This is a genomic window from uncultured Brevundimonas sp. (assembly GCF_963974615.1).
Taxonomy (GTDB): Bacteria; Pseudomonadota; Alphaproteobacteria; order Caulobacterales; family Caulobacteraceae; genus Brevundimonas.
Genome location: NZ_CAXBDH010000012.1, coordinates 19,041 through 45,929, shown reverse-complemented (window position 1 = coordinate 45,929; position 26,889 = coordinate 19,041). Strand labels below are relative to the sequence as shown.

General features: G+C 66.0%; 33 protein-coding genes and 1 tRNA gene. 30 read left to right on the top strand and 4 right to left on the bottom strand.

Features of this window, described 5'->3' with window-relative positions; all coding sequences use genetic code 11:
• The first annotated feature begins 38 nt into the window (after nt 1–38).
• From AAC050_RS09765 to AAC050_RS09680, 18 genes are all read left to right on the top strand, one after another.
• Nucleotides 39–1,178, top strand: coding sequence for an isobutyryl-CoA dehydrogenase (locus AAC050_RS09765; RefSeq protein ID WP_339914887.1), 1,140 nt, complete (start codon nt 39–41; stop codon nt 1,176–1,178).
• Nucleotides 1,175–2,224 (top strand): enoyl-CoA hydratase/isomerase family protein, encoded by a 1,050-nt coding sequence (locus AAC050_RS09760; protein ID WP_339914886.1) that lies wholly within the window; start codon nt 1,175–1,177, stop codon nt 2,222–2,224. Before AAC050_RS09765 ends, AAC050_RS09760 begins: the two co-directional genes overlap by 4 nt.
• Nucleotides 2,225–2,286: 62 nt before the next feature.
• Nucleotides 2,287–3,078 carry a hypothetical protein gene (locus AAC050_RS09755; protein WP_339914885.1) on the top strand — a complete coding sequence of 264 codons (792 nt, stop codon included), beginning with the start codon at nt 2,287–2,289 and terminating at the stop codon, nt 3,076–3,078.
• A gap of 59 nt (nt 3,079–3,137) precedes the next feature.
• Nucleotides 3,138–3,896 (top strand): methyltransferase, encoded by a 759-nt coding sequence (locus AAC050_RS09750; protein ID WP_339914884.1) that lies wholly within the window; start codon nt 3,138–3,140, stop codon nt 3,894–3,896.
• A gap of 82 nt (nt 3,897–3,978) precedes the next feature.
• Nucleotides 3,979–4,881 carry a 3-hydroxyisobutyrate dehydrogenase gene (gene mmsB / locus AAC050_RS09745; RefSeq protein ID WP_339914883.1) on the top strand — a complete coding sequence of 301 codons (903 nt, stop codon included), beginning with the start codon at nt 3,979–3,981 and terminating at the stop codon, nt 4,879–4,881.
• 206 nt (nt 4,882–5,087) lie between these two features.
• Nucleotides 5,088–6,314, top strand: coding sequence for a 5-aminolevulinate synthase (gene hemA / locus AAC050_RS09740; protein WP_339914882.1), 1,227 nt, complete (start codon nt 5,088–5,090; stop codon nt 6,312–6,314).
• Nucleotides 6,314–6,508, top strand: coding sequence for a hypothetical protein (locus AAC050_RS09735; protein WP_339914881.1), 195 nt, complete (start codon nt 6,314–6,316; stop codon nt 6,506–6,508). Before hemA ends, AAC050_RS09735 begins: the two co-directional genes overlap by 1 nt.
• Nucleotides 6,509–6,548: 40 nt before the next feature.
• A complete protein-coding gene (locus AAC050_RS09730) occupies nt 6,549–7,001 on the top strand; it encodes a DUF6326 family protein (protein ID WP_339914880.1) in 453 nt (150 codons plus the stop codon).
• A 110-nt stretch (nt 7,002–7,111) separates the two neighbouring features.
• Nucleotides 7,112–8,398: a serine hydroxymethyltransferase gene (gene glyA, locus AAC050_RS09725; protein WP_339914879.1), complete on the top strand. Its 1,287-nt coding sequence runs from the start codon at nt 7,112–7,114 to the stop codon at nt 8,396–8,398.
• A 6-nt stretch (nt 8,399–8,404) separates the two neighbouring features.
• The gene (gene nrdR / locus AAC050_RS09720) at nt 8,405–8,872 is read left to right on the top strand and encodes a transcriptional regulator NrdR (RefSeq protein ID WP_300445443.1); all 468 of its coding nucleotides are present in this window, start codon (nt 8,405–8,407) and stop codon (nt 8,870–8,872) included.
• Nucleotides 8,872–9,498 (top strand): RibD family protein, encoded by a 627-nt coding sequence (locus AAC050_RS09715; RefSeq protein ID WP_339914878.1) that lies wholly within the window; start codon nt 8,872–8,874, stop codon nt 9,496–9,498. Before nrdR ends, AAC050_RS09715 begins: the two co-directional genes overlap by 1 nt.
• Nucleotides 9,499–10,089, top strand: coding sequence for a riboflavin synthase (locus tag AAC050_RS09710; protein ID WP_339914877.1), 591 nt, complete (start codon nt 9,499–9,501; stop codon nt 10,087–10,089).
• Nucleotides 10,089–11,222, top strand: coding sequence for a 3,4-dihydroxy-2-butanone-4-phosphate synthase (ribB, locus tag AAC050_RS09705; protein ID WP_339914876.1), 1,134 nt, complete (start codon nt 10,089–10,091; stop codon nt 11,220–11,222). The genes AAC050_RS09710 and ribB overlap by 1 nt, the downstream gene beginning before the upstream one ends.
• Complete coding sequence (ribH, locus tag AAC050_RS09700) at nt 11,219–11,680, top strand: 6,7-dimethyl-8-ribityllumazine synthase (protein ID WP_339914972.1); 462 nt, start codon at nt 11,219–11,221, stop codon at nt 11,678–11,680. The genes ribB and ribH overlap by 4 nt, the downstream gene beginning before the upstream one ends.
• On the top strand, nt 11,677–12,201 hold the full coding sequence (nusB, locus tag AAC050_RS09695) for a transcription antitermination factor NusB (RefSeq protein ID WP_339914875.1): 525 nt from the start codon (nt 11,677–11,679) through the stop codon (nt 12,199–12,201). Before ribH ends, nusB begins: the two co-directional genes overlap by 4 nt.
• Nucleotides 12,188–13,177 carry a thiamine-phosphate kinase gene (gene thiL, locus AAC050_RS09690; protein ID WP_339914971.1) on the top strand — a complete coding sequence of 330 codons (990 nt, stop codon included), beginning with the start codon at nt 12,188–12,190 and terminating at the stop codon, nt 13,175–13,177. Before nusB ends, thiL begins: the two co-directional genes overlap by 14 nt.
• Before the next feature lie 115 nt (nt 13,178–13,292).
• The gene (locus tag AAC050_RS09685) at nt 13,293–13,718 is read left to right on the top strand and encodes a hypothetical protein (RefSeq protein ID WP_339914874.1); all 426 of its coding nucleotides are present in this window, start codon (nt 13,293–13,295) and stop codon (nt 13,716–13,718) included.
• 172 nt (nt 13,719–13,890) lie between these two features.
• The gene (locus AAC050_RS09680; RefSeq protein WP_339914873.1) at nt 13,891–16,044 is read left to right on the top strand and encodes a sodium-translocating pyrophosphatase; all 2,154 of its coding nucleotides are present in this window, start codon (nt 13,891–13,893) and stop codon (nt 16,042–16,044) included.
• 153 nt (nt 16,045–16,197) lie between these two features.
• On the opposite strand, the gene bamE is transcribed toward AAC050_RS09680, so the two are convergent.
• Nucleotides 16,198–16,689 (bottom strand): outer membrane protein assembly factor BamE, encoded by a 492-nt coding sequence (gene bamE, locus AAC050_RS09675; protein ID WP_339914872.1) that lies wholly within the window; start codon nt 16,687–16,689, stop codon nt 16,198–16,200.
• An 89-nt stretch (nt 16,690–16,778) separates the two neighbouring features.
• On the opposite strand from bamE, the gene AAC050_RS09670 reads away from it, so the two are divergent.
• The 7 genes from AAC050_RS09670 (at nt 16,779) to AAC050_RS09640 (ending at nt 20,901) form a co-directional block, all read left to right on the top strand.
• The gene (locus AAC050_RS09670; protein ID WP_339914871.1) at nt 16,779–17,318 is read left to right on the top strand and encodes a ubiquinol-cytochrome C chaperone family protein; all 540 of its coding nucleotides are present in this window, start codon (nt 16,779–16,781) and stop codon (nt 17,316–17,318) included.
• Nucleotides 17,315–17,839 (top strand): DUF177 domain-containing protein, encoded by a 525-nt coding sequence (locus AAC050_RS09665; protein WP_339914870.1) that lies wholly within the window; start codon nt 17,315–17,317, stop codon nt 17,837–17,839. The genes AAC050_RS09670 and AAC050_RS09665 overlap by 4 nt, the downstream gene beginning before the upstream one ends.
• A gap of 66 nt (nt 17,840–17,905) precedes the next feature.
• Nucleotides 17,906–18,991 (top strand): phosphate acyltransferase PlsX, encoded by a 1,086-nt coding sequence (plsX, locus tag AAC050_RS09660; protein ID WP_339914869.1) that lies wholly within the window; start codon nt 17,906–17,908, stop codon nt 18,989–18,991.
• On the top strand, nt 18,988–19,965 hold the full coding sequence (locus tag AAC050_RS09655; RefSeq protein ID WP_339914868.1) for a beta-ketoacyl-ACP synthase III: 978 nt from the start codon (nt 18,988–18,990) through the stop codon (nt 19,963–19,965). The genes plsX and AAC050_RS09655 overlap by 4 nt, the downstream gene beginning before the upstream one ends.
• Nucleotides 19,966–20,043: 78 nt before the next feature.
• Nucleotides 20,044–20,352: an integration host factor subunit alpha gene (locus tag AAC050_RS09650; RefSeq protein WP_339914867.1), complete on the top strand. Its 309-nt coding sequence runs from the start codon at nt 20,044–20,046 to the stop codon at nt 20,350–20,352.
• A 4-nt stretch (nt 20,353–20,356) separates the two neighbouring features.
• A complete protein-coding gene (locus AAC050_RS09645) occupies nt 20,357–20,764 on the top strand; it encodes a MerR family transcriptional regulator (protein ID WP_339914866.1) in 408 nt (135 codons plus the stop codon).
• Between the two features lie 60 nt (nt 20,765–20,824).
• Nucleotides 20,825–20,901: transfer RNA gene (locus AAC050_RS09640), tRNA-Pro, on the top strand.
• 65 nt (nt 20,902–20,966) lie between these two features.
• Here the strand turns inward: AAC050_RS09640 and AAC050_RS09635 are convergent.
• Together AAC050_RS09635 and AAC050_RS09630 are read right to left on the bottom strand one after the other, a co-directional pair.
• Nucleotides 20,967–21,173 carry a DUF2842 domain-containing protein gene (locus AAC050_RS09635; RefSeq protein WP_339914865.1) on the bottom strand — a complete coding sequence of 69 codons (207 nt, stop codon included), beginning with the start codon at nt 21,171–21,173 and terminating at the stop codon, nt 20,967–20,969.
• Nucleotides 21,173–21,424: a transglycosylase gene (locus AAC050_RS09630; protein ID WP_339914864.1), complete on the bottom strand. Its 252-nt coding sequence runs from the start codon at nt 21,422–21,424 to the stop codon at nt 21,173–21,175. The genes AAC050_RS09635 and AAC050_RS09630 overlap by 1 nt, the downstream gene beginning before the upstream one ends.
• Nucleotides 21,425–21,561: 137 nt before the next feature.
• Between AAC050_RS09630 and AAC050_RS09625 the strand changes: the two genes are divergently transcribed.
• Nucleotides 21,562–22,626 (top strand): COX15/CtaA family protein, encoded by a 1,065-nt coding sequence (locus AAC050_RS09625; RefSeq protein ID WP_339914863.1) that lies wholly within the window; start codon nt 21,562–21,564, stop codon nt 22,624–22,626.
• On the opposite strand, the gene AAC050_RS09620 is transcribed toward AAC050_RS09625, so the two are convergent.
• Complete coding sequence (locus AAC050_RS09620) at nt 22,595–24,007, bottom strand: alkaline phosphatase PhoX (protein ID WP_339914862.1); 1,413 nt, start codon at nt 24,005–24,007, stop codon at nt 22,595–22,597. The two genes, AAC050_RS09625 and AAC050_RS09620, sit on opposite strands and share 32 nt — an antisense overlap.
• Nucleotides 24,008–24,288: 281 nt before the next feature.
• On the opposite strand from AAC050_RS09620, the gene rplM reads away from it, so the two are divergent.
• The 4 genes from rplM to argC all read left to right on the top strand — a co-directional run bounded on the left by rplM (nt 24,289) and on the right by argC (nt 26,716).
• Nucleotides 24,289–24,762, top strand: a complete 474-nt coding sequence (gene rplM / locus AAC050_RS09615; RefSeq protein WP_339914970.1) for a 50S ribosomal protein L13 — start codon at nt 24,289–24,291, stop codon at nt 24,760–24,762.
• Nucleotides 24,763–24,764: 2 nt separating this feature from the next.
• A complete protein-coding gene (gene rpsI, locus AAC050_RS09610; protein WP_339914861.1) occupies nt 24,765–25,265 on the top strand; it encodes a 30S ribosomal protein S9 in 501 nt (166 codons plus the stop codon).
• Nucleotides 25,266–25,364: 99 nt separating this feature from the next.
• A complete protein-coding gene (locus AAC050_RS09605) occupies nt 25,365–25,787 on the top strand; it encodes an ACT domain-containing protein (RefSeq protein ID WP_339914860.1) in 423 nt (140 codons plus the stop codon).
• Entirely contained in the window at nt 25,784–26,716 is a 933-nt protein-coding gene (argC, locus tag AAC050_RS09600; protein ID WP_339914859.1) for an N-acetyl-gamma-glutamyl-phosphate reductase, read from the top strand. The genes AAC050_RS09605 and argC overlap by 4 nt, the downstream gene beginning before the upstream one ends.
• The last annotated feature ends 173 nt before the right edge of the window (nt 26,717–26,889 follow it).

Genomic DNA, 26,889 nt, shown 5'->3' with positions numbered 1-26,889 from the left:
TAGAAGCACGGCTAGATCACGCCTCGACAGGATACCCCATGGACTTCGCCCTCACCGACGACCAGCGCGCCATCCAGGACGCCGCCCGTGCCTTTGCCGAGGCTGAACTGGCTCCGCATTCGGCCGAATGGGACGAGAGCAAACATTTTCCCGTCGACGTGATGAAACACGCGGCCGAGATGGGCTTCTGCGGCATCTATACCGGCGAGGAACACGGCGGCATGGCCCTGGGCCGGGTCGAGGCGGCGGTGATCTTTGAGGAGCTGTCGCGCGGCGATGTGTCGACGGCGGCCTTTATCTCGATCCACAATATGGCGACCTGGATGATCGACCGGATCGGTTCGGACGACCTGCGCACCCGCTATGTGCCGAAACTGGTGACGATGGATCTTATTGCTTCCTATTGCCTGACCGAGCCGGGTTCGGGATCGGACGCGGCGGCACTGCGGACCACGGCAAAGCTGGACGGCGACCACTATGTGCTGAACGGGTCCAAGGCTTTCATCTCCGGGGCCGGGACCAGCGACGTCTATGTGGTGATGGCGCGCACCGGGGTGGACGGGCCCAGGGGCATTTCGACCTTCGTGGTCGACAAGGACGCGCCGGGCCTGAGCTTCGGGGCCCAGGAGAAGAAGATGGGCTGGAACAGTCAGCCGACGGCCATCGTCCAGTTCGACGACTGCCGCATTCCGGCGGTCAACCTGCTGGGCAAGGCGGGCGACGGCTTCCGCTATGCGATGATGGGACTGGACGGCGGCCGGCTCAACATCGCCGCCTGTTCGATCGGCGGGGCGCGGCTGGCGCTGGAGACGGCCCAGGATTACGTCACCACGCGAAAACAGTTCGGCAAGCCGTTGGCGGACTTCCAGAATACCCAGTTCAAACTGGCCGACATGGCGACCCAACTGGAGGCGGCGCGGCTGCTGGTGCTGCGCGGAGCCTGGGCGCTGGATAACAAGCACCCCGAGGCGACCAAATGGTGCGCCATGGCCAAAAGGTTCGCCACGGACGCCTGTTTCCAGATCGCCGACGAGGCCCTGCAACTGCACGGCGGCTATGGTTATCTGAAGGACTATCCGCTGGAGCGGATCGTGCGCGACCTGCGGGTGCACCGCATCCTGGAAGGCACCAACGAGATCATGCGGGTGATCACCGCGCGGGAGATGTTGCGGCAATGAGCGAAGAACCCGAAGTCCTGACCCGCGTCGAATCCGGCGTCGGCCGTATCACCCTGAACCGGCCAAAGGCGCTGCATGCGCTGAACCATGCGATGTGCGACCTGATGATCGCGGCCCTGCTGGACTGGCAGGACGACGCGGCGGTGCTGTCGGTGCTGATCGACCATGCCGGCGAACGCGGCTTCTGCGCCGGGGGCGACATCCGCATGATCGCCGAGAGCGGGGCCGGGGACGCCAGTGCGGCGAAGGCCTTCTTCCATGCCGAATACCGGCTGAACCATCTGCTGTTCGACTATCCCAAGCCGGTCGTCGCCATCGTCGACGGCATCGTCATGGGCGGCGGCGTCGGCATTTCCGAACCGGCCGGGATCCGCATCGCTACCGAACGCACCACCTACGCCATGCCCGAGACCGGCATCGGCCTGTTCCCCGACGTCGGTGGCGGCTGGTTCCTGCCGCGCCTGCCGGGGTTCACCGGGACATGGCTGGCCCTGACCGGGGCGCGGCTGAAGGCGGCCGACACCGTGGCCCTGGGCATCCACACCCATTTCGTGCCGAGCGACAAGCTGCCGGAGCTGAAGGCGGCGTTGGGGGCATTTCCCACCCCCGTAAACGATCAGATCACCTCGGTAGCCGGTGACCTGGGCCCGGCCCCGACCGCGGCCCATCGCGAGGCCATCGACCGGCTGTTCGCGCATGACACGGTGGAGGCCATCTTCGCGGCGCTGGAGGCCGACGGGTCAGACTGGGCGCTGGCGCAGCTGAAGACGCTGAAGACCAAGTCGCCGCAGTCGCTGAAGGTGACCCTGCGCCAGTTGCGCACGGGGGCGACCCTGACCTCCTTCGCCGAAAACATGGCGATGGAATACCGGCTGGGCGGTCGGGTCGTGCGGACCCACGACTTCCAGGAGGGCGTCCGGGCCGTCATCATCGACAAGGACAACGCCCCGCACTGGTCACCCTCCGACCTGGCCGGTGTCACCGACGCCGCCCTCGACGCCCTGTTCGCGCCCCTTCCGACGGGTGAAGAGTGGACGCCACTCTGAGTCCTCTTGCGTCCGCCCCACAATCGGGGCGTAGCTGTGCCGTCGCCATTCGGGATATTGCCATGTTGAAGACCCTCCTTTTCGCCGCCACTGCCTCGGTCACCCTGTCGGGCTGTCTGATCATCGCCACCGATGGCGGTGAGCGGACTGTGGTGAGTCACAGCGCCATGGCCATGCCGGCCCCGGCCGAAGACCTGTACGCGGCGGCCATCGCCGATCCGCTGCGACCCGCGGCCGAGGTCGAGCGCGACGCCCTGCGGCATCCGCTGGCCATGCTGGAGTTCGCCGAGATCGGCCGGGGTGACCGGGTCGCCGACATCCGCCCCGGGGCCGGCTATTTCACCCGGCTGTTCGCGCGCAGCGTCGGCGACAGCGGCCACGTCTATGCCTTTGTGCCCAACCGCACCGCCACGCGCGAGAATGCGACCGCAGACGTTCTGGTCGGGGACTACGGCAACGTCAGCCGCGTCAACGGCGATCTGGACACGATGCGCTTCGACCAGCCGCTGGATCTGGTGTTCATGAGCCAGGAATATCACGACTTCCACATCCCCGGCTTCGGGGTGGACGTGGCGAAGATGAATGCCGCGGTGTTCGCGGCCCTGCGGCCGGGCGGTCTGTTCGTGGTCATCGATCACCAGGGCGCGCCGGGCACGGGCAACAGCCAGGTTTCGACCCTGCACCGGATCGAGGGTGCCTTCCTGCGCCGCGAGGTCGAGGCCGCAGGCTTTGTGTTCGAGGCGCAGTCGAGCGCTGTGGCCAATCCAGCCGACGATCATACGGTCAATGTCTTCGAGCCGGCCATCCGCGGCCGCACCGACCAGTTCGTCTACCGCTTCCGCAAGCCGGGCTGACGTCGGGCCGGGATGGCGTTAATCTGGGGTGCGCCACGAAGGCGCGCTGGAGAGTTGCGATGCGCCATTCCCTGTTCCTCGCCGCCACGGCGGCCCTCGCCCTGACCACAGCGATTGCCGGGCCTGTTACCGCCCAGTCGGCCCCGGGTGCCTATGCCGCGGCCCTGGCCGATCCGGTCCGGACCGAGGCTGACCGGGCCCGTGATGCGGCCCGCCATACCGCCGAGACCCTGGCCTTCGCCCGCGTCGCGCCGGGCCAGTCGGTCGGCGACATGATCATCGGCGGCGGTTATTTTACCCGTGTGTTTTCTGCCGCCGTCGGCCCGCAGGGCCATGTCACCAGCTGGCAACCAACAGAATTCGTGGCTTTCGCCGCCGCCTATGCCCAGGCCCTGACGGATGTCGGACTCCTGCCCAATGTGACGGCCGTCGACTATTCGCTGGCCGCGCCGGAGTGGCCTCACGGACTGGACCTGATCTTCACGGCCCAGAACTATCATGACCTGCACCTGTCCCAGGTGCCGGACGGGTCGGCGTCACGGGCCAATGCCGCGGCCTTCGCCGCCCTCAAGCCCGGCGGCTACTATGTTGTGGTCGACCATTTCGCCGTCGCCGGCGCAGACCTGAACGTCGCCAACACCCTGCACCGGATCGACCCGGCAGCGGTCAAGGCCGAGGTCGAGGCGGCGGGCTTTGTGCTGGACGGCGAGAGCGAGGTTCTGGTCAACCCCGATGATCCCCTGACCGCCAGCGTCTTCGATCCCTCGATCCGGGGGCATACCAGCCAGTTCATGCTGCGCTTCCGCAAGCCGGGCTGACAGAAAGCGCCCCGGTCCGTCTGGCGAAACGGGTCGGGAGCGGCTAACCCTGCCGCAAATTCGCACAGGGAAGACACCCGCCATGACCAGCAAGATCGCCTTTATCGGACTCGGCAACATGGGCGGTGGCATGGCCGCCAACCAGGCCAGGGCCGGTCACGCCGTCCGGGCCTTTGACCTGTCACCGGCGGCGCTGGAACGGGCCGTGGCCGCGGGCTGTGTCGCGACCGGATCGGTGGCCGAAGCGGTGGCAGAGGCGGACATCGTCATCACCATGCTGCCCGCCGGACCGCATGTGCTGTCGGTCTATTCGGAACAGATCATCGGTGCCGCGCCGAAGACGGCCCTGCTGCTGGACTGTTCGACCATCGACGTCGACACGGCGCGCAAGGTCGCCGGACTGGCCAAGGACGCCGGATACGCTTTCGCCGACGCGCCGGTCTCGGGCGGGACGGTCGCGGCCGACGCCGGGACCCTGGCCTTCATGGTCGGTTGCGACGAGGCTGATTTCGCCCGGGTTGAACCGGCGCTGGAGCCGATGAGCCGGGTGACGATGCGCGCCGGTGACCACGGGGCCGGGCAGGCGGCCAAGATCTGCAACAACATGATCCTGGGCATCACCATGATCGGCACCTGCGAAGCCGTGGCCCTGGCCGAGAAGCTGGGTCTGGATCCGGTCAAATTCTTCGACATCGCCTCGAAATCATCGGGCCAGTCGTGGAGCGTCAGCAGCTACTATCCGTGGCCGGGTCCGGTGCCGACGGCTCCATCGAACCGCAACTATGACGGCGGCTTCGCCACGGCGATGATGTTGAAGGATCTGAAACTGGCCCAGGACGCGGCGGCCAGGTCCGGAGCCAGCACGCCATTGGGCGCGCAGTCCGAAGCCCTGTTCCAGCTGTTCGATCGACTGGGCTACGGCGGACGCGACTTTTCGGCCATCCTGCAGATGCTACGCGGCCAGCTGGATCAACTGCCGAAATGATCCAGATCAAAGCGAACGGACTCGCTCTGGTCCAGTAGGACTGGCATGCGGATTCGCCGCCGACGCTGAGTTGAGAATCGTTATCAATTAAGGGTTTGCGGCGATTTGTCCTTGCGTTTGCGTGGACAGAAGAAGCCAATCGGCGCAAAAGGCGGCCGTCTTTCAGGACGGCTGCGTACCGCCCGGAGCTGAGAAGAGCTGTTACTTTGTACGACTACAGGGCTGCATTCGAAACCGCCGTCGACCAGGTCAGGAGCGAGGGCCGCTATCGCGTCTTCGCCGATCTGAAACGCGTACGCGGCCAGTTCCCGCTGGCCACGCGTCGCCGTGAAGACGGGTCTGAGCAGGACGTCGTGATCTGGTGCTCCAACGACTATCTGGGCATGGGCCAGCATCCGGCGGTACTGGAGGCCATGCAGGCCGAGATCGACGCGGTCGGGGCCGGAGCCGGGGGCACGCGCAACATCTCGGGCACGACCCGCTCGGCCGTCGATCTGGAAGCCGAGCTGGCCGCCTGGCACCAGAAGGACGCGGCCCTGTTGTTCACCTCGGGCTATGTGGCCAATGAGGCGACCCTGACGACCCTGCAGCGCATCCTGCCGGGCCTGATCATCTTCTCGGACTCTCTGAACCACGCCTCGATGATCGCCGGCATCCGCAACGGCGGCTGCGAGCGGCACATCTATGCCCACAACGACCTGGAACATCTGGAGGCGCTGCTGCAGGCCGCGCCGGCCGGTGCACCGAAACTGATCGCCTTCGAGAGCGTCTATTCGATGGACGGCGACATCGCCGACCTGGCCGGGACCATCGCCCTGGCGCGGAAATACGGGGCCATGACCTATCTGGACGAGGTCCATGCGGTCGGCCTGTACGGCCAGACCGGGGCCGGTGTCGCCGAACGTGACGGCTTGCTGGACGGGATCGACATCGTCGAATGCACCCTGGGCAAGGCCATCGGCGTCATGGGGGGCTATATCGCCGCCGACGCCATGATCGTCGACGCCGTGCGTAGCTGGGCCTCGGGCTTCATTTTCACCACCAGTCTGCCGCCGGCCCTGACCGCGGGGGCCCTGGCCTCGGTGCGCCATCTGAAGGCCAGCCCCGAGCTGCGCGTCGCCCACCAGGAACGCGCCGCCACGCTGAAGTCGCGCTTCGCCGCCGCCGGGATCCCTGTGCTGCCGTCAGAGAGCCATATCGTGCCCGTGCACGTCGGCGATCCGGTGCACTGCAAGCTGATCTCGGACCTGCTGCTGGAAGAGTACGGCGTCTATGTCCAGCCGATCAACTATCCGACTGTGCCCAAGGGCACCGAGCGCCTGCGCTTCACCCCGTCGCCCAATCACACCGATGCGATGATGGATGATCTGGTCAAGGCGATGGACCGGCTATGGACCCACTGCAATGTGGCGCGCCTTCCTGCCGTCGCCTGATGAGTGACCCGGGCGTTGGCGGGATCATCATCGAAAAGGTCCGCAACGGCCTGTATCTGAAAGTTTCGGCCATCCATGTGGCGACGGGGCGAGAAGCCTGCGCCGTCGGTCCGGCGGCTGAGCCCAAGGCGGTCGAGCGGCTGGCCATTGCCAAGCTGAAACGCGCCCTGACCCAGGCGGCACCTCAAGCGTAGCTGTCTTGCCCAACTGAAAATGCGCGCCTAGGCTTGGACTGTGGGGGGCATTGACGATCAGGGGGTTCCGTTGAGCGACAGTCAATCTGAGACATTCCGGCTGCCCACAGGGCTGGCGATTTCGCTGCTATGGGCCTCTCTGATGGGCCTCTACATCTACAACGACTATTTCAGTCTCTATCTTCCAGGCACGATCGAGGGGATGTCGGCCGGAAAATTGGGGCCGCTGGGTGAGGCGAGCGCCGGCGTACTCCTCGGCGTGGCGATCGTGCTCGCTGTCCCGGCCCTGATGATCTTTCTGTCAGCGGCCTTGCCGCGGTTGATCAGCCGCTGGCTCAATGTCGTGCTCGGTCTCGCCTATACGGCTATCGAGGCGCTGACGTTTTTCGGTTCGGTGCCGTTCTATCAGGTCGTCGTGGTGCTGGAGATTCTCGTCACCCTCGGGATCGTAGCCTACGCCCTGCGCTGGCCGCGTGGTCTCACGGCAGCATAGCCGCTTTCGTCGCAAGCCACGCTCACGTCGGCGGCTGACCACCAGATGTTGTGGCCCGGCGCGCCAGAGCCTAGATAGATGGTCTTCCTGATCAAGCCGTGAGCCCTGCCGTGACCGTACCCTTCGTCCATGACGCCTATTTCTCGCGCGGTCTGGCCGAGGCCGATCCGGAGATCGCGCGCGGCATCGCCGGGGAACTGGCGCGACAGCAGGAGCAGATCGAGCTGATCGCCTCGGAAAACATCGTCTCGAAGGCGGTACTTGAGGCTCAGGGCTCGGTCCTGACCAACAAATACGCCGAGGGCTATCCGGGGCGGCGCTATTACGGCGGCTGCGAATATGTCGATGTGACCGAGGATCTGGCGCGCTCGCGGGCCAAGGAACTGTTCGGGGCGGGCTTCGCCAATGTGCAGCCACACTCGGGAGCCCAGGCCAATCAGGCGGTGTTCATGGCCCTGCTGCAGCCGGGAGACACCTTCCTGGGCATGGACCTGGCCTGTGGCGGCCACCTGACCCACGGCAGCCCGGCCAACCAGTCCGGCAAATGGTTCCGACCCGTCACCTACAAGGTGAACGAAGACGATCACCTGATTGATTATGATCATGTTCAGGCCATGGCTGAGGCGGAAAAGCCCAAGCTGATCCTGGCTGGGGCCTCGGCCTACAGCCGCCACATCGATTTCAAGCGGTTCCGCGAGATCGCTGACAGTGTCGGGGCGTATCTGATGGTCGACATGGCCCACTATGCGGGCCTGATCGCCGGCGGGGCCTATCCGGACCCGGTGGCCCACGCCCACGTCACCACCACCACCACCCACAAGACCCTGCGCGGGCCGCGCGGCGGCATGGTGCTGACCAATGACGGCGAGATCGCCAAGAAGATCAATTCAGCAGTGTTCCCGGGTCTGCAGGGCGGGCCGCTGGAGCATGTGATCGCGGCCAAGGCCGTGGCCTTCGGCGAGGCGCTGAAGCCAGAGTTCAAGGCCTATGCCCGGCAGGTGGTCGACAATGCCCAGGCGTTGGCCGCAGTGCTGGTCGAGCGCGGCACAGCAATCGTTTCGGGCGGCACCGACAGCCATCTGATGCTGGTCGACCTGCGACCCAAGGGCGTCACCGGCAAGGCCACCGAGGCGGCGCTGGAGCAGGCCCTGATGACCTGCAACAAGAACGGCGTGCCATTCGACACAGCCCCCTTCACCATCACCTCAGGCGTGCGTCTGGGCACCCCGGCAGGCACGACGCGCGGCTTCGGCGTGGCCGAGTTCCAGCAGGTCGGTCACTGGATCGCCGATGTGATCGACTCCATGAACGGCACCGACGAGGCTGATGCCGCTGTTCAGGCCCGGGTGGCCGACGGGGTGCGGGCCCTGACCCGTCGCTTCCCGATCTATGGATAGACGCCGATGAAATGCCCCTTCTGCGGCCATCAGGACACCCAGGTGAAGGACAGTCGCCCGTCGGATGACGGCGCGGCGATCCGGCGTCGGCGGTCCTGTCCCAACTGCAACGGGCGTTTCACCACCTTCGAACGGGTACAACTGCGCGAGCTGATGATCCTGAAGCGTAATGGCCGCCGTACGCCCTTCGACCGCGACAAGCTGGAACGGTCGCTGGGCATCGCCCTGCGCAAGCGGCCGGTACAGCCGGAGCAGATCGAACAGCTGGTCAGTCGCATCGTGCGCCAGCTGGAGAGTCTGGGCGAAACCGAGATCCCGTCCAGCACGGTCGGCGACTTCATCATGAAGGCGCTGAAGGGCGTCGATGAGGTGGCCTATGTCCGCTACGCCTCGGTCTACAAGGATTTCCGCCACACCGGTGATTTCGCCAAATTCCTCGGCGACGAAGGGCTGGACGAGCCCGGTCGCAGCTGATGCGGCCGCGCGTCACCCTGAAATTGGCGACGTCGCTGGACGGACGCATCGCCACGGCGTCGGGCGAGTCAAAATGGATCACCGGGGAGACGGCCCGTCTGGCCGGACATCGATTGCGGGCTGCCCACGACGCCATTCTGGTCGGAGTGGAGACGGTGCTGGCCGATGACCCCGAACTGACCGCGCGACTGCCCGGGCGACCAGTGGACCAGCCACTGCGGGTGGTACTGGACAGCCAGCTGCGAACCCCGGCCACGGCCCGGATCGCCGGGGCCAACACCCTGATTCTGACCGCCGCCGAGTCGGTTCCGGTTGGTGAGGCCGAGATCGAACAGGTCGAGGCGATCGACGGGCGTCCGGCTCCGGTCGCCGTGCTGGCAGCGTTGAAGCGGCGCGGGGTCGGCACGCTGATGATTGAGGGCGGCGGTCGGGTGGCGGCCTCCTTCATCGCCGCCGGACTGGTCGATACGCTGGAGTGGTTCCGCGCCCCGATCCTGCTGGGCGGCGACGGACGGGCCTGCGTCGCCAGCCTGGCGCTGGCGCGACTTTCCGACGCTCCGGCCTTCCGGCGCCTTGCGGTCGAGCCCTGCGGTGACGACCTGTGGGAACGTTACGAGAGGCTCTGAATGTTCACCGGCATCGTCACCGACATCGGCAGGGTACGCGCGGTCGAACAGACCACGCGCGACCGCCGCTACGTGATCGAGACCGCCTGGGACACGGTGACGCTGGACCTCGGGGCTTCCGTCAGCCACGCCGGCTGCTGCCTGACCGTGGTCGAGACCGGCCCCGGCTGGTTCGCGGTCGAAGTCTCGGCCGAGACCCTGTCGAAGACGACGCTGGGCGGTTGGAAGGCCGGGACGCGGGTCAATCTGGAGCGGGCCGCGAAACTGGGCGACGAACTGGGCGGCCATATCGTCTCGGGCCATGTTGACGGCCTGGGCAAGGTGGTTGGGGTGATGCCGGAGGGCGGGTCGCACCGGCTGATGATCGCCGCTCCGGCCCCGCTGCACCGTTATATCGCCGCCAAGGGCTCGATCACCGTCGATGGCGTGTCGCTGACGGTCAACACGGTGGAGGACCGCGAGTTCGGTCTGAACATCATCCCCCACACCTGGGAGGCCACGACGCTGGGCGCGCTGAAAGCCGGCGATCCGGTCAATCTCGAAATCGACATGCTGGCGCGATACCTCGCGCGGTGGCAGGAGACGGCCTGATGCAATTGGCGGCCAATATGAACGACAGCCCGATCAGCCCGATTGAGGACATCCTCGAGGATGCCCGCAACGGCAAGCCCTATATCCTCGTCGATGCCGAGGATCGCGAGAACGAGGGCGACATCATCATCCCGGCCCAGTTCGCCACGCCGGACCAGATCAATTTCATGGCCCGACATGCGCGCGGACTGATCTGTCTGGCCATCACCGGCGAGCGGGCCCGCCAGCTGCGCCTGCCGCCGATGGCCGCTGACAACCGCGAGAGCATGGGCACGGCCTTCACCGTCTCGATCGAGGCGAAGGACGGGGTGACGACCGGCATCTCGGCCGCCGACCGCGCCCGCACCGTGCAAGTGGCGGCAGACCCGACCCGGGGCGCGGACGACATCGTCTCGCCCGGCCATGTGTTTCCGCTGGTGGCCCGCGAGGGCGGGGTGCTGGTGCGCACCGGCCATACCGAGGCGGCCGTCGACATCTCGCGCATGGCCGGCCTGACCCCGGCGGGCGTGATCTGCGAGATCATGAATGACGACGGCACCATGGCCCGAATGCCGGACCTGGTGGCCTTCGCCCAGCTGCACGGGCTGAAGATCGGCACGATCGCCGACCTGATCGCCTATCGCCGCCGCACCGAACGGCTGGTCGAGCGGGTCATGGATACGACGTTCGAGAGCGTCCACGGCGGACCTTTCCGCCTGATCCTGTTCCGCAACGCCATCGAAGGGATCGAGCACGTCGCCCTGGTCAGCGGCAAGGTCGAGGCGGGCAAGCCGACGCTGGTGCGCATGCATCAGGTCGATTTCGCCGCCGATCTTCTGGGCCATATCGAGGCCCGCCAGGACTATGTGCCGCTGGCCCTGAAGGCGATCAGCGATCACGACGGAGCCGGTGTCACCGTCTTCCTGCGCGATCCCGAACTTCACGGCCTGGCCGAACGGCTGGCCGGCGTGGAAAAGCCGACAGCCGTCGACCGGTCGATCCGTAACTATGGCGTCGGGGCCCAGATCCTGCTGGACCTCGGTGTGCACGACATGATCGTGATGAGCTCGACCCGACCCAATCCGACGGCGCTGGAAGGCTATGGCCTGCGCATCGTCGGCTGGCGTGACATGGATGGAGAAGACCAATCCTGACTGAACCGCTCCGGGTCCTCATTGTTGAGGCCCGCTTCTATTCCGAACTGGCCGACGCCTTGCTGGAAGGTGCGCAGGACACCCTGCGCGCCCAACAGGTGCAATTCGACGTCGTGACCGTACCCGGTGCGCTGGAGATCGCCACCACCATCGCCCTGGCCGAGGAGGCCGGCCGCTATCCTACCGCGCCCCGCTACGACGGTTATGTGGCGCTGGGCTGCGTCATCCGGGGCGAGACCTATCATTTCGAGATCGTCGCCGATCAGTCGGCCGCGGGCCTGCGTCAGCTGGGGGTCAAGGGTATGGCCATCGGCAACGGTATTCTGACGGTCGAGAATGAGGCCCAGGCCTGGGCCCGGGCGCGTCTGAACGAGGGTGACAAGGGCGGCGGCGCGGCGCGCGCCTGTCTGGACCTGATTGCGTTGAGGAAGCGGCTGCGCGTAGGACTGGGATCGTGACCGAACCCAACAGCATCCAATCCGTAATCGCCCAGCTGGCCGAAGTTGAAAAACAACGGGCCGAACCGCAGCTGACCTCGCGCCAGCGGCGCGCCCGCACGGTCGCGCGCCTGGCGGCCGTCCAGGCCCTGTATCAGATGGAGCTGGCCGGCGAGGGCGTGGATACCGTCATATCCGAATTCTCGGCCCACCGGTTCGACACCGATATCGAGGGCGAGGCCCTGGCCGAGGCCGACGAAGACTATTTCGCCGAAATCGTGCGCGGCGTGGTCGGCACCCAGCGCGACATCGATGCGGCGATCAAGGTCCGGCTGGCCTCCAACTGGCGCATGGAGCGGCTGGATTCGACCCTGAGGGCCCTGCTGCGGGCGGGGGCCTGGGAACTGCGGGAACGCCGGGACGTGCCGCGCGAGATCGTGATCGACGAATATGTCGAGCTGGCCAAGGCCTTCTTCGACGACGCCGAGGCGAAATTCGTCAATGCGGCGCTGGATGGCGTGGCGCGTGATGCCCTCGGTTGACGCCGCCGGAGAGTTCGAGACCATCGAGCGGCTGTTCGCGCCGCTGGCCCATCCGGAATGGGGCAGGGGCCTGCGCGACGATGTCGCCGTGGTGCCCTCGCGCCCGGGATATGATCTGGTCCTGACCAAGGACGCCCTGGTCGAAAGCATTCATTTCCTGCCGCAGGACCCGCTCGGCACCGTGGCGCAGAAGCTGCTGCGGGTGAACCTGTCCGATCTGGCCTGCAAGGGCGCAGAGCCGTTCGGCTATATGCTGGCCTGCAACTGGTCGAGTCGCTGCGGCTGGCCCGAGCGAAAGGCCTTCGCCGCGGGTCTGAAACAGGATCAGGAGCGCTTCGGGGTCGCCTTGCTGGGCGGCGACACCGTCGCGACCATAGGACCGGCGACGTTTTCCCTGACCCTGCTGGGCTGGATCCAGAAGGGTCGGGTCGTCGGGCGCAACGGCGCGCGGCCGGGCGACCGGATCATGGTCACCGGCACGATCGGCGACGGCTATCTGGGGCTACAGGCAGTCCGGGGCATGCTGTCGCTGGCCGACGAACGGATCGAGACGCTGATCACCCATTACCGGACACCGATGCCACGGGTGGAGTTCGCCGAGCCGGTGCGGGATATGGCGACGGCCGCAATCGATGTATCGGACGGCCTGGTGGCCGATCTCGGCCATCTGGCGGAGACCAGCGGCGTCGCCATGGAACTCACCCTCGACTCCGTGCCCGTCTCGGCGGCCGGCCACGCCTGGCTGGACGGTCGGGTCGATCCCGAAGACGCGATGATCCGGCTGGTGACGGGTGGCGACGACTATGAAATCGCCTTCACGATCCGCCCTGAAGACGAGGCCGCCCTGCGGCGCGAGGCCGAGCGTCGGCTGTTGCGTCTGACCTGTATTGGTCAGGTCAGCGAGGGGGCCGGGGTGACGGTTCTCTACGGGGGAGAGAAGGTGACGATCAAACGGCCGGGCTGGAGCCACGACTAGAATCAATGATTGACATGGCCCGTCATGAGTCTGTTTCGGCGTTCGATCAGGCCCGTCGCCGGCGATCATGTTCTGACGCAACGGAATCCTAAGACGTCGGCGACATCTTGTGCGGATGCTTCGTCGGACTCTCATCGCTGGATCCATCGCCGGAAGCGCGGCCGCCGCCCTCGCCACATCGGTGTCGGCGAGCGAGGCCCAGTCCGGTGACAACACCCTGAACATCGCCGGGGTCGGCCTGCCGATCATCATTGACGGCCGTATCCGGAACTATGTGTTCGTGTCGGTCCGGCTGCATCTGGGGGGCGGACATACCCCCCAGGAGATATCCCCCAAGGAAGCCTATTTCCGGGATGCCCTGGTGCGGTCGGGACATCGCACCCCGTTCGTGGTCGCGGATAACTGGAATCGAATCAATCAGGCCGCGCTCAGCGCCAGCCTGATGCGATCGGCGGTAAGCATCGCCGGACGGGGGGCCGTGACCCGTGTCGAGGTCATCAGTCAGGCCCCGCGACGGACTCTGGCGACCCCGAGAGCCTGACCCCAAACACCACTGTTGCGTCGGCTCGATGCTTTTGGCACGTTTCCGCCGCAATTCCCTAGGGACGCGCTGATGCGTCCGTTGCGCACGGGGGGACCGGAAGGCGGAGAGAGGCATCAGCCTCCCCGCGCCAAGGGTCCGCGCGCCTGTTGGTCTGAGGTTTGGAAACGCCATGACGAATATTCTATGGCTGGTCATTGCGGCCGGGGTTCTGGGGGTGCTGTTCGGTGCCGTCCAGACCGCCGGGCTGATGAAGGCCGGCACCGGTAACGACAAGATGCGTGAGATCGCTGCGGCGATCCAGGAAGGCGCATCCGCCTATCTGCGACGGCAATACACGACCATCGCCATGGTCGGGGTGGTGATTCTGATCGCCGCCTACCTCCTGATCGGCGTCTATGCCGCCATCGGCTTCGTGATCGGTGCTGTCCTGTCCGGTGCGGCCGGATACGCCGGCATGCTGATTTCGGTGCGGGCCAATGTGCGAACGGCACAGGGCGCATCTGAAAGCCTGGCCAGAGGCCTGGACCTGGCCTTCCGCTCGGGGGCCATCACCGGCATGTTCGTGGCCGGCGGTGCCCTGCTGGGCGTGGCTGGTTACTACGGCATCCTGACCGAGGGTCTGGGACTGGACCGCACGGGACGTGAGGTCATCGACGGCCTCGTCGCCCTGGGCTTCGGGGCTTCGCTGATTTCGATCTTCGCCCGTCTCGGCGGCGGCATCTTCACCAAGGGTGCGGACGTCGGCGGCGACATGGTCGGCAAGGTCGAGGCCGGCATCCCCGAGGATGACCCCCGCAACGCCGCGACCATCGCCGACAACGTCGGTGACAATGTCGGCGACTGTGCCGGCATGGCCGCCGACCTGTTCGAGACCTATGCGGTGACCACGGTCGCCACCATGGTGCTGGCGGCGATCTTCTTCCGCGGCCAGCCCTATGTCGATGTGATGATGCTGCTGCCGCTGGCCATCTGCGGCATCTGTATCGTGACCTCGATCATCGGCAGCTTCTTTGTCCGTCTGGGCAAGAGCGGCAACATCATGGGGGCCCTGTACCAGGGTCTGATCGTCACCGGCGTGCTGTCGGCCGGCGCGGTCTGGGTGGTGATCGAACATCTCCTGCCCGGCAATGCGGTCATCATGACCACCAACGGGCTGGAGATCACGGCGAGGAGCCTGTTCTGGTCCGGCATGGTCGGTCTGGGTGTGACCGCAGCCATCGTGGTCATCACCGAATACTACACCGGCTCGACCTTCCGGCCGGTGCAGTCGGTGGCCAATGCCTCGGTTTCAGGCCACGGCACCAATGTCATCCAGGGTCTGGCTGTCTCACTGGAGTCGACGGCCCTGCCGGCCCTGACCATCATCGTCGGCATCATCGTCAGCTTCCAGCTGGCGGGCCTGTTCGGTATCGCCATCGCCACCACAACCATGCTGGGCGTGGCGGGAATGATCGTCGCCCTGGACGCCTTCGGACCGGTCACCGACAACGCCGGGGGCATCGCCGAAATGGCGGGGCTGCCGTCTGACGTCCGTCATGTCACCGACGCCCTCGACGCCGTGGGCAACACCACCAAGGCCGTGACCAAGGGCTATGCGATCGGATCGGCGGGCCTCGGCGCGCTGGTGCTGTTCGCGGCCTATACGTCGGACCTGAATTATTTCGCGGCCAACCCCGCGGAATTCCCGTTCTTCGCCGGCATGGGCGAGATCGATTTCGCCCTGACCAACCCCTATGTCGTCGTCGGCCTGCTGTTCGGGGGGCTGCTGCCCTTCCTGTTTGGCGGCATGTCGATGATGGCCGTGGGTCGCGCCGCCGAGGCCGTCGTGGCCGAGGTCCGGCGTCAGTTCCGCGAGAACCCCGGCATCATGACCTATGACGTCAAGCCGGAGTACGGGCGGGCCGTCGACATCCTGACCAAGGCTGCGATCAGGGAGATGATCGTGCCCAGCCTGTTGCCGGTGCTGTCGCCGATCGTGCTGTTCGTGGCCGTGCTGTCGATCTCGGACAAGGCCACGGCCTTCGCCGCGCTCGGGGCCATGCTGATGGGCGTTATCGTCACCGGCTTCTTCGTCGCGGTCTCGATGACCTCCGGCGGCGGGGCCTGGGACAATGCCAAGAAGGTGATCGAGGAAGGTTTCACCGACAAGAACGGCGTCGTCCACGGCAAGGGTTCAGAGGCCCACAAGGCCGCGGTGACCGGCGATACGGTCGGGGATCCCTACAAGGACACCTCCGGTCCGGCGGTGAACCCGATGATCAAGATCACCAACATCGTCGCCCTGCTGCTGCTGGCGGTGCTGGCGAGCGGCAAGATCGTCTGATCCGGCTGGACGGATCCGGGCCCTGCCCGGGTCCGGGTCCGGTCCGTTGATACGAAAGGCGCCCCGGAGATTGATCTCCGGGGCGTCTTTTATTTCGAGTATCCGTCATGACCGGAACAGGCTCCAGCCGCGACCTTGAGCCAGGTTCGGGCCCTAGTCCGGGCGGCGCTGGCCCGGCAGCTCGTCCTCAGTACGGGGCAGCTGGCTGCGGCCGATCGTGCCCAGCAACTGCTCGAGAACTGACAGCTCGCGTCCGCGGGTCGGAGTCGTACGGCGCAGCATATCGATGTCCCGCCCGTCTTCGAGACCGAAGGTCCTGACAGCCGCGACCTGATCGGCACTATCAAAGGTGATCTCGGTCACACTGCGCTGCGATACCTTCGGCAGGTTGTAGGTGTATTTTTCCGTGGTCTGGCTGATGTAGTACCAGACGGCGTCACTTTCGAAGGTCGAGGTCGTCGACGGTGAGCCCAGACGCGCACGAACGGTCTGTTTGGTGTCAGTGCCCGCGACAATGTCGGTCGGGGCGGCGTCAACATTCTGGAATCCATGAATTCCGACGGTCGGGGCACAGGCGGCACCGAGGGCCGCCAGAGAGACGATCCCCAGAAGTCGGGCGGTGGAAAATGGCTTCAAACGGGTCATGGGCGGGCGCCTGGGACAGAACAAGGTCTTTGACCTAACCGGAGCCGCGTCCTAGTTCAACGGCGCGGCAGAAAAGGGGCCGTAAAACCATGCTTCAGAATTTGCTTCGATCCCGATCCCGCTCCCCGGCCCCCCCGCGCGCCGGCGAGGCCCTGTATGCGCTGGCGGTGACCCAGGCGCGCGATCCGGGCTTCTATACGACGCTGGGCGTGGCCGACCGTATTGACGCGCGTTTCGAACTCTACACCCTGCATGTGCTGTTGCTGGTGCTTCGTTTGCGCGACGGCGGCGACCGCGGCGGCGAGGCGGCCCAGGTCCTGTTCGACGTCTATGTGTCGGCGCTGGACAATGCCCTGCGCGAACTGGGCGTCGGCGACGTTTCGGTCGGCAAGAAGATGCGCAAACTGGGCGAGGCCCTGTACGGCCGCATGACCGCCTATGAAACCCCCTTGCGCGATGGCGACGAGACGGCCCTGGCCGAAGCCCTCGTTCGCAATGTCTATGCCGGCGGCGACGAAGCCCAGGGGCTGCGGCTGGCCCGCTATGCCCTGGCCTGTCGCAAATCCCTGGCGGACCAGAGCCTCGAGGCGGTCGAACGGGCACCGGCCTGGGCGGAGATGCCCGTATGAGCAATCTTCCGGAACTGCCGTTCAGCGACCCCGTACGACTGCATCAGGCGGGCGGCGGTGTGAAGCGGCGGCTGGAGCCCGACGCCGCGGCCCGCGCGCGGATCGCCAGGGCGCTGGATCTGGCCGCGCTGGACAGCTTCGTCGCTGATATGGAGCTGAAACCGGTCAATGAGGGCTGGCGATTATCGGGACGGGTGATCGCCAGCGCTGTGCAGACCTGTGGCCTGACGCTGGAGCCGCTGCCGGTCGAGATCGACGCCCCGTTCTCGATTACCCTGAGCGAGGCGATCGAGCCCGACTCGGACGAGATCGTCATCACCATCGACGATGAGTCCCCCGATCTGATCGAGGACGGACGAATCGACCTGGGCCAATATGCGGTCGAACAACTGGCCCTGCGGCTGGACCCGTTCCCTCGCAAGGTGGGCGCGGAATTCGTCCAGCCGGAGGAACCTGCGGAGATATCGCCTTTCGCCGTGCTTCAGGCGCTCCGGCCCAAGGCCCCGCCGGAGCAAGGTTGACGCAGCGGTGAGGCGGTTGCATCCCCAACAGATGCCGCAGAGACGGCGCGACGGAGTCGAGTCCACTTGTCATCACAAATTCTGATATCACTCGACGCCATGGGCGGAGACCATGGGCCGGCGGTCGTCGTCGCCGGGGTTCGCGACTATCGTCAACGCCACGGGGGCCAGGGGGTCCGTTTCCTTCTGCATGGCGACGAAGCGGCGATCGCGGCGGAGCTGAAGCGCTGCCATCTGGGTCCCGAAATCTGTGACATCCGTCACACCGACAAGGTCGTGGCCATGGACGAGAAGCCAGCCCAGGCCATGCGCCGCGGCAAGGGCTCGAGCCTGTGGAACGCGATCGAATCGGTGAAGTCCGGCGAGGCTGCCGCTGTGGTCTCGGCCGGCAACACCGGCGCGCTGATGGCAATTTCCAAACTGCTGCTGCGCATGGCCGCGCCGGGGTTGGAGCGTCCGGCCATCGTCGCCAGCTGGCCGACCCTGCGCGGGGTCACGGCGGTACTGGACGTCGGGGCCAATATCCAGTGCGACGCCGCACAGCTGGTCGAATTCGCCATCATGGGCGAGGCCTTCCACGCGGCCGTTCATGGCGTAGCCCGACCGAGCATCGGCGTCCTCAATGTCGGTTCGGAGGACATGAAGGGTCATGACGACGTGCGCGAGGCCCACGCCATCCTGCGCGACGGTGGCCTCGACCTGAACTACCACGGCTTCGTCGAAGGCACCGACATCGCCCGGGGCACGGTCGATGTCGTCGTGACCGACGGCTTTACCGGCAATATCGCCCTGAAGACCGCCGAGGGCGTGGCCCGCTTCATCTCGACCCTGATGAAGGAGGCCCTGACGTCGGGCCTGCAGGCCAAGCTCGGGGCGCTGATCGCCCTGCCGGCGTTGCGCAAGATGCAGCAGAAAATCGATCCCAGCGCCATCAACGGCGGCCCCCTGTTGGGTCTGAACGGCATTGTCGTGAAGAGCCATGGTGGAGCCGACGCCAAGGGGTTCGGCAATGCCATCCGCACGGCTGTCGACCTGGCGCGCAGTGACTATATGACCAAGGTCAGCGCCAGCCTGCAGCGCCTGATGGTCGTACTTGAACATCCACCTGCTGCGGCGACGGATTCTGGTCCCGCCGGGGAGTCCCTGTCGTGAGTGTCACTCGCAGCGCCGTCACCGGCGTCGGCTCCTATCTGCCCGAAACCGTCGTCACCAACGCCGACCTGTCCAAATTCGTCGACACCTCCGACGAATGGATCGTCGAGCGCACCGGCATCCGTCAGCGCCATCAGGCGCGGGAGGACCAGCCGACCAGCGATCTGGCCGTCGAGGCCGCGCGCCACGCCCTGGCCGACGCCGGCCGCACACCGGCCGATGTCGATCTGATCATCGTCGCCACCACCACGCCGGACATGACGTTTCCGGCCACGGCCTCGATCGTGCAGCGCAAACTGGGCGTGCCAGTCTGTCCGGCCTTCGATGTCCAGGCGGTCTGTTCGGGTTTCGTCTATGCGCTGAGCGTCGCCGACGGCTTCGTCGCCCGCGGCCTGGCCAGATGCGCCCTGGTCATCGGAGCCGAGGAAATGACCCGGCTGATGGACTGGACCGACCGCACCACCTGCGTGCTGTTCGGCGACGGGGCCGGGGCCGTGGTGGTCGAGCCGCGTGAAGGGCAGGGGACCAAGGCCGATCAGGGTCTGCTGGGCTTTGCCCTGCGCTGTGACGGCACCAAGACCGATCTGCTCTATGTCGACGGTGGCCCGTCGACGACGGGAGCGGTCGGCCATCTGCGTATGGCCGGCAACCAGGTATTCCGTCATGCCGTGGTCAATATCGCCGAAGCCATCACCGCTGCGGCCAGGGCAGCGAACATCGAGATCGCCGACGTCGACTGGTTCGTGCCGCACCAGGCCAACCAGCGCATCATCAAGGGGGTCGGTGATCGCCTCGGACTGGACGAAAACAAGGTCATTTCGACCGTAGCCATGCACGCCAATACCTCGGCCGCCTCGATTCCGCTGGCCCTGGACGCGGCGATTCGCGACGGTCGAATCAAGCGGGGTGACCTGATCGTTCTGGAGGCCATGGGCGGCGGATTGACCTGGGGTGCATGTGCCCTTCGCCTGTAACGTGAAATTGCGGCTTTCCATTTGATGCCGCTTGCCCTTTTATAGACTCTTGGGACGGACAGACGGGGGGACAGTATCTTGAGCGACAACCACACCCTGACCCGGGCGGATCTGTGTGAGGCGGTCCATACCGAGGTCGGCCTGTCGCGGCAGGAATGCTCATCGATGGTCGAGCGCACGCTCGAACTGATCGTCGAATCGCTGGAACGCGGCGAAACCGTGAAACTGTCCGGCTTCGGCGTCTTCCAGGTGCGCGAGAAACGAGCCCGCATGGGACGCAATCCCAAGACCGGCGAACCGGCGGCGATCAATCCACGCCGGGTCATCAGTTTCCGCGCGTCGCAGATCATGAAGGGCCGGGTCCACAACGCGGTCGTCAAGGCCTGACGCCGTGGCCAAGGGCCCGAACGCCTTTCGTACCATTTCCGAAGCCGCGAACGACATCGGCACGCCCCAGCATGTGCTGCGCTTCTGGGAAACCAAATTCAGTTTCGTCGCGCCACTGAAACGGGCCGGTGGCCGCCGTTTCTATCGTCCCCAGGACATTGTGCTGCTGAAGGCGGTGCGCCGACTGCTGCATGACGACGGTCTGACCATCAAGGGCGTGCAGAAGCTGCACCGGGATCACGGCATCCGTCATCTGGCCGCCTATGGCGACCCCGACTCGACGGTCGTGTTCGAACCGGCCGCGGGCGAGGCTGGCCCCCCGGCTTCCGGCGCGGACAATGCGCGCCTGCGCGCCGTGCTGGTCGATATCGAGACAGCGCGGACGCGGCTGGAGGCCGTTCTGGCCGGTTGAGCACAAAAGACCGCTTTTGGGTTTGCGAGCGGACCAACCCCCGGCTATAGAGCCGCCTCCCGGAGCGTGGCGCAGCCTGGTAGCGCACTTGACTGGGGGTCAAGGGGTCGCAGGTTCGAATCCTGTCGCTCCGACCATCTTCCGCAATGAAGACGGTTGGTTGAAGGGGTCGCTTTCGGGCGGCCCCTTTGCAATTGGGAGCCTACTTTCCGGAGTTACCCCGTTCGGCCCAGCGCAGCAGGGGGATCAGGGGCAGGCCCCAGGCGGTGCCGGCGACGCCGTAGAACAGCAGGTCGATCCACGGCGAGTCGGGCAGACGATCACCGACGCCGATGACGGCCCAGACATAGAAGACCAGAAAGACCAGCACGCCGATCGCGGCGACGAAGCGGCGCACGCGCGGCGGCATCAGCGCTTGTTCCGGAACAGGAAGAAGCCGAACAGGGCTACGGCGGCGGCGACCAGCGAGGCCAGCACCCACAACCAGTCGTCCATACTGCTGACGGCGAAGACGCGAATGGCCAGGAACCAGCCGCAGACGGCTCCGACCCCGGCCACCAGCACAGTGCCGGACAGGCCGCGCCGGCCGGTCAGCTGATCGGCGATCCAGGCCAGGGTGAAGGCCCCTAGGGCGGCGACGATGATATCGGCATATTCCACGCGGAGGTTCTCCTGCTTGCGACGTTACATCCGTCGATTGCGACTCGATCTGGTCACAGGAGGCGGGCATACCGCCTGTGTCCTGACGCAGCCAACGGTGCGCCGGGCATTGTATCGAGCGGAACAGCGGGCGTCGAATGAAGCGTTTTGGCATTGATCGCAGTCCGGCGGTGGCAATCTGGCTTTTTGCCTGCGCCGCGCTGGTGTTCGCGATGGTCGTGGTCGGCGGGATCACCCGGCTGAGCGGGTCGGGTCTTTCGATCACCGAATGGAAGCCTCTCATCGGAGCCCTGCCGCCGATGAACGCCGCCGACTGGTCCGAGGCCTTTGCCCGCTACAAGGCCATTCCCCAGTACAGCCAGGTCAATGCAGGCATGAGTCTGGGCGAGTTCCAGGACATCTTCTGGTGGGAATGGACGCACCGTCTGCTGGGGCGTCTGGTCGGCGTGGCCTTCGCCCTGCCGTTTCTGGTGTTCCTGGGGCTGAAGATGGTGCCGCGGCGGCTGATCTGGCGGTGCGGCGTGCTGTTGGGTCTGGGCGGCCTGCAGGGGCTGATCGGCTGGTGGATGGTGTCCAGCGGTCTGGCCGAGCGGGTCGATGTCGCGCCGGAGCGGCTGGCGATCCACCTCGGCCTGGCCCTGCTGATCTTCATCGGCCTGATCTGGACCGGGCTGGAAGCCCTGTTCGGCGAGGAAGTCACCCGACCGCCGGTGGGCTGGAGTCGGGCGGCGGCCTTGTTGCTGGGGGCAGTGTTCGTCCAGTGCCTGCTGGGGGCGCTGGTGGCCGGAGCCAAGGCCGGTTTCGTCTATACCGACTGGCCGTTGATGAACGGAGCCCTGCTGGCACCGGTCGACTGGAGCCGGGGCAGTCTGGCCTTTCTGCACGACCAGGCCCTGGTGCAGTTCGATCACCGGCTTTGGGCCTATGCCCTGCTGATCGCCGGCACGGCCTATGCGATCCAGACCTGGCTGGAGCGTCAGGCCGAGGGTCTGGGCGCGGCCGCCTATACGGTCGCCGGAGCCCTGTGGCTGCAGGCCCTGCTGGGCATCGCCACCCTGATCACCGGCGTGCCCCTGTGGCTGGGCGCGCTGCATCAGGCGGGGGCCGTGCTGGTGCTGCTGGCCGCGACCGTCAATCTATGGATGGTCCGGCGCTCGCGGGCCCGGGTGTTTACGTCCGGATGGCGTCCCAGGGGCCGGTGATGGCCAGGGTGATGCCGGGGTACTGGATATTGACGAACAGGGTGCCGCCGTCGGGCGAGAAGACCGCGCCGGCGAATTCGGAATTGCCGAGGAAGACGTTGCGCCCGAGCGTGTAGAGCTTGCCGTCCGGGGTGACGCCCTTCAGGTGATTGCGGATGTCGCTGGAATAGTTGTCCTCGCAGACAATCAGATGCCCCCATGGCGCGACGGTGATGTTGTCGCACATATTCATCGCCTTCTCGTCGGTCGATTCGACGAACAGCTGGATACGGCCGGGGCGCAGACGCTCGCCCGGATTGCCCTCGAAGCGCGACGGCACGTAGCGCAGGATCTGGCCGCGCTGGATCGGCCCGCCCGAGGTGGCGGTCAGATACATCTCGCCGTCGCCCCAGTGGATGCCCTCACCGCGCGAGACCAGGGTGGCCCCGCCGGCATGACCGCGTTTGCGCAGGTCGTCATCGGGACTGTCGACGTCCTCCATGTCGATCCACACCACCTCGCGCCAGTCACCGACCGACCACAGACGATCGGTGTGGTTCGAGGAGTCCGAGCCGCGCGCATTGCGAAAGCCCATGGCCTGAAGCCGTCCGCCGTCGATCAATTTGCCGGGGGTGGTGGGGATGAAGCGGTAGAACAGGCCGTCGACCTTGTCCTCGGTCAGATAGAGGATGCCGGTGCGCGGATCGACGCAGACGGCCTCATGGTCAAAGCGGCCCATGGCCTTGAGCGGCACCGGATCGACCAGACCCGTGGCGGTGGCCGGAACCTCGAAGACATAGCCGTGCGGCTTCAGCACATCGGCGTTGCCGGGCTTCATCTCGGTTTCCTCGCACGACAGCCACGAGCCCCACGGGGTGGCCCCGCCGGCGCAATTGGTGCTGGTCCCGGCCAGGCTGAGGTGCTGACGGACGGTCTCGCCCGTGGCCATGTCATAGACCAGGGTGGTGGTGCCGCCGGGCAGGGGGCGGCCATCCCGGTAGGTGTCATAGGCCTTGTCGACATCGAGCAGGCCGATCCGCTCCTGATGATAGCCGCCGGGGCCCCAGTTGCGATGCATCGCCGACGTGCCCTTGAGCTCGTGGTTACGCACCAGGGCGACGCGGCTGCCTTCGAGAGCGAAACAACCCATGCCGTCGAACTGGCCGGGCACCAGCAGGCCGTCGTCCATAGTCTCGCCGCCCTGGGAGATGACGCGGTAGGTGAACCCGGCCGGGAGATCGAGCACGCCGTTGGGATCGGCGATCAGCGGTCCATAACCCTCGACCTCATTGACATAGGTCTCGGACGCCGCGTCGGTGCGGGCCAGGGCATTCCGGGCCAAACCGGCAAAGGCGAGGGCGGCGGCCCCGGTGGTGAGCAGGCCGCGGCGGTGCAGACGCATGAAAGGACTCCGGAAAACTGGAGAAGGCTTATGACTCCGCGATCTGAAGCCGTCATCATGGTTCTGTGACGCCATTCCACGCCACAGACCGTTGAAATGACGAAAATTGATGAGGTATTTTAATACCTCTCTAAGTTTATTATTTAGAATCAATACGCTTCGGCAATTGTCGGTACACAACATGCATTGACCGCCACCGATGCATCCTCTATCAGCGCGCCTTCCGCTCGTGCCATCCGGTTCGGGCCATACCGTTCGTCTCCCCAGGAACCCACGTCATGCTGAAGAGCACTACGGCTGCCTTGAAGCCGGCCGACGTTGTGAAGAAGTGGATCGTCATCGACGCCGAAGGCGTCGTGGTCGGTCGTCTCGCAACGTTCATCGCCATGCGTCTGCGCGGCAAGCACCGCCCGGACTACACCCCCCACGTCGACAGCGGTGACCATGTCATCGTCGTCAACGCCGACAAGGTGGTGTTCACCGGCAAGAAGCTGACCGACAAGATCTACTATCGTCACACCGGTCACCCGGGCGGCATCAAGTCGACCACCCCCCAGAAGGTCCTGAACGGCCGCTTCCCCGAGCGCGTGCTCGAGAAAGCCGTCGAGCGCATGCTGCCCAAGGAAAGCCCCCTGGCCCGTGCCCAGATGACCCATCTGCGTCTGTTCTCCGGTCCGAGCCACACGCACGAAGCCCAATCGCCCGAGACCGTCGACTTCAAGTCGATGAACTCCAAGAACACCCGGAGCGTCTGAGAATGACCGACGTCACCAACGAAGCGACGGCCGCAACCGGTTTCGACGCCCTGCAGGGCCTCGGCACCAACGACGGCTCGAACGACGCCCCCGTCTACGTCCAGAAGCTGGACGCCCAGGGTCGCGCCTATTCGACCGGCAAGCGCAAGAACGCCATCGCCCGCGTCTGGCTGCAGCGCGGCACCGGCAAGATCACCATCAACGGCAAGGATCAGCTGCAGTATTTCGCCCGCGAAATCCTGCGCATGATGATCGCCCAGCCGCTGACCGTCGCCGACCGCGAGACCCAGTATGACGTGGTCTGCACCGTCGAGGGTTCGGGCCTGTCCGGTCAGGCCGGTGCCATTCGCCACGGCCTGTCGCACGCCCTGACGCATTTCGAACCCGAGCTGCGCAAGGTTCTGAAGCCGCACGGCTTCCTGACCCGCGACAGCCGCGTCGTCGAGCGCAAGAAGTACGGTCGGGCCAAGGCTCGCAAATCCTTCCAGTTCTCGAAGCGCTAAACCGTTTCATCGGTTATGGATTGGGGGCGTTCCGGGAAACCGGAGCGCCCTTTTTTCGTTCAACCTTCTCATCCTGACCGGAGCGGGAATGGAGATGAAATGACCGCAATTTCCCACCTCCCGACCTTGCTGGCGACGATGCAGCCCCGGCTGAGCGCGGAAAGCTTCGTTTTCTGCGCCTTGCCTGACTGCGACTGGATGCGGGTCGCGGCGCTGGACCCCGTGGTGGTCGTGCGCGAGATCGAGGCCCTGACCGTGGTGGTGACGCTCGCGACGGCCAAAGAGCACGGGCTGCCGACGGCACCGGCGATGCGGCGGATCACCCTCGATGTCCATTCCGATCTGGAGGCCGTGGGCCTGACGGCAGCGTTTGCGGCGGCCCTGACCGAGGCCGGGATCAGTGCCAATGTCGTGGCGGGCTATCATCATGACCATATTTTCGTGCCGGACAGTCAGGCAGAGGGTGCCATGCGCGCGCTTGAAGCGCTGCAGGCGCGGGCGGTTGAGGACACGACGGTATGACCCACACCATCTTCATCGACGGCGAGGCCGGAACGACCGGTCTCGAGATCCGCGAGCGGCTGGAGGCGCGCGGCGATCTGGAGCTGATCCTGCTGGGCGACCAGCGGCGTGACGTCGCAGCGCGGCGTGAGGCGCTGAACAGCGCCGATGCGGTGATCCTGTGTCTGCCCGACGAGGCGGCGATCGAGGCCGTGGCCATGATCGACAATCCGAAGGTGCGGGTCATCGACGCCTCGACTGCCTATCGCGTCGCCCCGGGCTGGACCTATGGCTTCGCCGAGATGGCGGCGGGGCAGGGCGGGCGTATCGCCGCCTCGACCCGGGTGTCGAACCCCGGCTGCTATCCGACCGGCTTCATCGGCCTGATGCGGCCGCTGGTGCAGACCGGGCTGGTGCCGACCGGCTGGCCGGTGACGGTCAATGCCGTGTCCGGCTATTCCGGCGGCGGCAAGACGATGATCGCCGAGTTCGAGGGCGCGGACCCGCCGGCCTACCGGGCCTATGGCCTGGGCCTGCGGCACAAGCACGTGCGCGAGATGACCCGCCATGCGGGGTTGGAAAACCCGGTGCTGTTCGCCCCGGCCGTGGGCAATTATCGTCAGGGGATGCTGGTCGAGGTGCCGCTGCACCTGTCAGCCCTGCCCGAGACGCCGTCGATCGAGCGGCTGCATGGGGCCCTGGTCGAGGCCTATGACGGGGCCCGCTTCGTCGAAGTCATGGATCTGGACGACAGCGAGGCCATGACCGGGATCGACCCGGAAGGGCTGAACGGCACCAACCGGATGCGGCTGCATGTGTTCGGCGACCGCGACGGCGGTCAGGCCCGGCTGGTGGCCCTGCTGGACAATCTGGGCAAGGGGGCCTCGGGCGCAGCGGTGCAGAACCTGAACCTGATGCTGGGGCTGGACGAGGGCAGCGGGCTGACGTGATCCTTCTCCCCTTGCGGGAGAAGGTGGCCGAGCGCAGCGAGGTCGGATGAGGGGTCTCTCCGGAATTGGCGGCTCACCGGCAGTCGATGACTCTCCGCACCGGCGTGACCCCTCATCCGTCAGCCTTCGGCTGCCACCTTCTCCCACAAGGGGAGAAGGACGCGTAGATGAAA

What these genes read in the sequence shown, in the direction of transcription:
- nrdR (WP_300445443.1), top strand. Translation starts at nt 8,405, where the DNA reads ATGAAATGCCCCTTCTGCGGCCATCAGGACACCCAGGTGAAGGACAGT.
- AAC050_RS09680 (WP_339914873.1), top strand. Translation starts at nt 13,891, where the DNA reads ATGACGAATATTCTATGGCTGGTCATTGCGGCCGGGGTTCTGGGGGTG.
- AAC050_RS09635 (WP_339914865.1), bottom strand. Translation starts at nt 21,173, where the DNA reads ATGCCGCCGCGCGTGCGCCGCTTCGTCGCCGCGATCGGCGTGCTGGTC.
- AAC050_RS09620 (WP_339914862.1), bottom strand. Translation starts at nt 24,007, where the DNA reads ATGCGTCTGCACCGCCGCGGCCTGCTCACCACCGGGGCCGCCGCCCTC.
- bamE (WP_339914872.1), bottom strand. Translation starts at nt 16,689, where the DNA reads ATGACCCGTTTGAAGCCATTTTCCACCGCCCGACTTCTGGGGATCGTC.
- AAC050_RS09605 (WP_339914860.1), top strand. Translation starts at nt 25,365, where the DNA reads ATGACCGCAATTTCCCACCTCCCGACCTTGCTGGCGACGATGCAGCCC.
- AAC050_RS09755 (WP_339914885.1), top strand. Translation starts at nt 2,287, where the DNA reads ATGTTGAAGACCCTCCTTTTCGCCGCCACTGCCTCGGTCACCCTGTCG.
- rpsI (WP_339914861.1), top strand. Translation starts at nt 24,765, where the DNA reads ATGACCGACGTCACCAACGAAGCGACGGCCGCAACCGGTTTCGACGCC.
- AAC050_RS09765 (WP_339914887.1), top strand. Translation starts at nt 39, where the DNA reads ATGGACTTCGCCCTCACCGACGACCAGCGCGCCATCCAGGACGCCGCC.
- AAC050_RS09685 (WP_339914874.1), top strand. Translation starts at nt 13,293, where the DNA reads ATGCTTCGTCGGACTCTCATCGCTGGATCCATCGCCGGAAGCGCGGCC.
- AAC050_RS09715 (WP_339914878.1), top strand. Translation starts at nt 8,872, where the DNA reads ATGCGGCCGCGCGTCACCCTGAAATTGGCGACGTCGCTGGACGGACGC.
- ribB (WP_339914876.1), top strand. Translation starts at nt 10,089, where the DNA reads ATGCAATTGGCGGCCAATATGAACGACAGCCCGATCAGCCCGATTGAG.
- thiL (WP_339914971.1), top strand. Translation starts at nt 12,188, where the DNA reads ATGCCCTCGGTTGACGCCGCCGGAGAGTTCGAGACCATCGAGCGGCTG.
- AAC050_RS09665 (WP_339914870.1), top strand. Translation starts at nt 17,315, where the DNA reads ATGAGCAATCTTCCGGAACTGCCGTTCAGCGACCCCGTACGACTGCAT.
- argC (WP_339914859.1), top strand. Translation starts at nt 25,784, where the DNA reads ATGACCCACACCATCTTCATCGACGGCGAGGCCGGAACGACCGGTCTC.
- AAC050_RS09760 (WP_339914886.1), top strand. Translation starts at nt 1,175, where the DNA reads ATGAGCGAAGAACCCGAAGTCCTGACCCGCGTCGAATCCGGCGTCGGC.
- mmsB (WP_339914883.1), top strand. Translation starts at nt 3,979, where the DNA reads ATGACCAGCAAGATCGCCTTTATCGGACTCGGCAACATGGGCGGTGGC.
- AAC050_RS09670 (WP_339914871.1), top strand. Translation starts at nt 16,779, where the DNA reads ATGCTTCAGAATTTGCTTCGATCCCGATCCCGCTCCCCGGCCCCCCCG.
- AAC050_RS09750 (WP_339914884.1), top strand. Translation starts at nt 3,138, where the DNA reads ATGCGCCATTCCCTGTTCCTCGCCGCCACGGCGGCCCTCGCCCTGACC.
- AAC050_RS09625 (WP_339914863.1), top strand. Translation starts at nt 21,562, where the DNA reads ATGAAGCGTTTTGGCATTGATCGCAGTCCGGCGGTGGCAATCTGGCTT.
- AAC050_RS09735 (WP_339914881.1), top strand. Translation starts at nt 6,314, where the DNA reads ATGAGTGACCCGGGCGTTGGCGGGATCATCATCGAAAAGGTCCGCAAC.
- AAC050_RS09710 (WP_339914877.1), top strand. Translation starts at nt 9,499, where the DNA reads ATGTTCACCGGCATCGTCACCGACATCGGCAGGGTACGCGCGGTCGAA.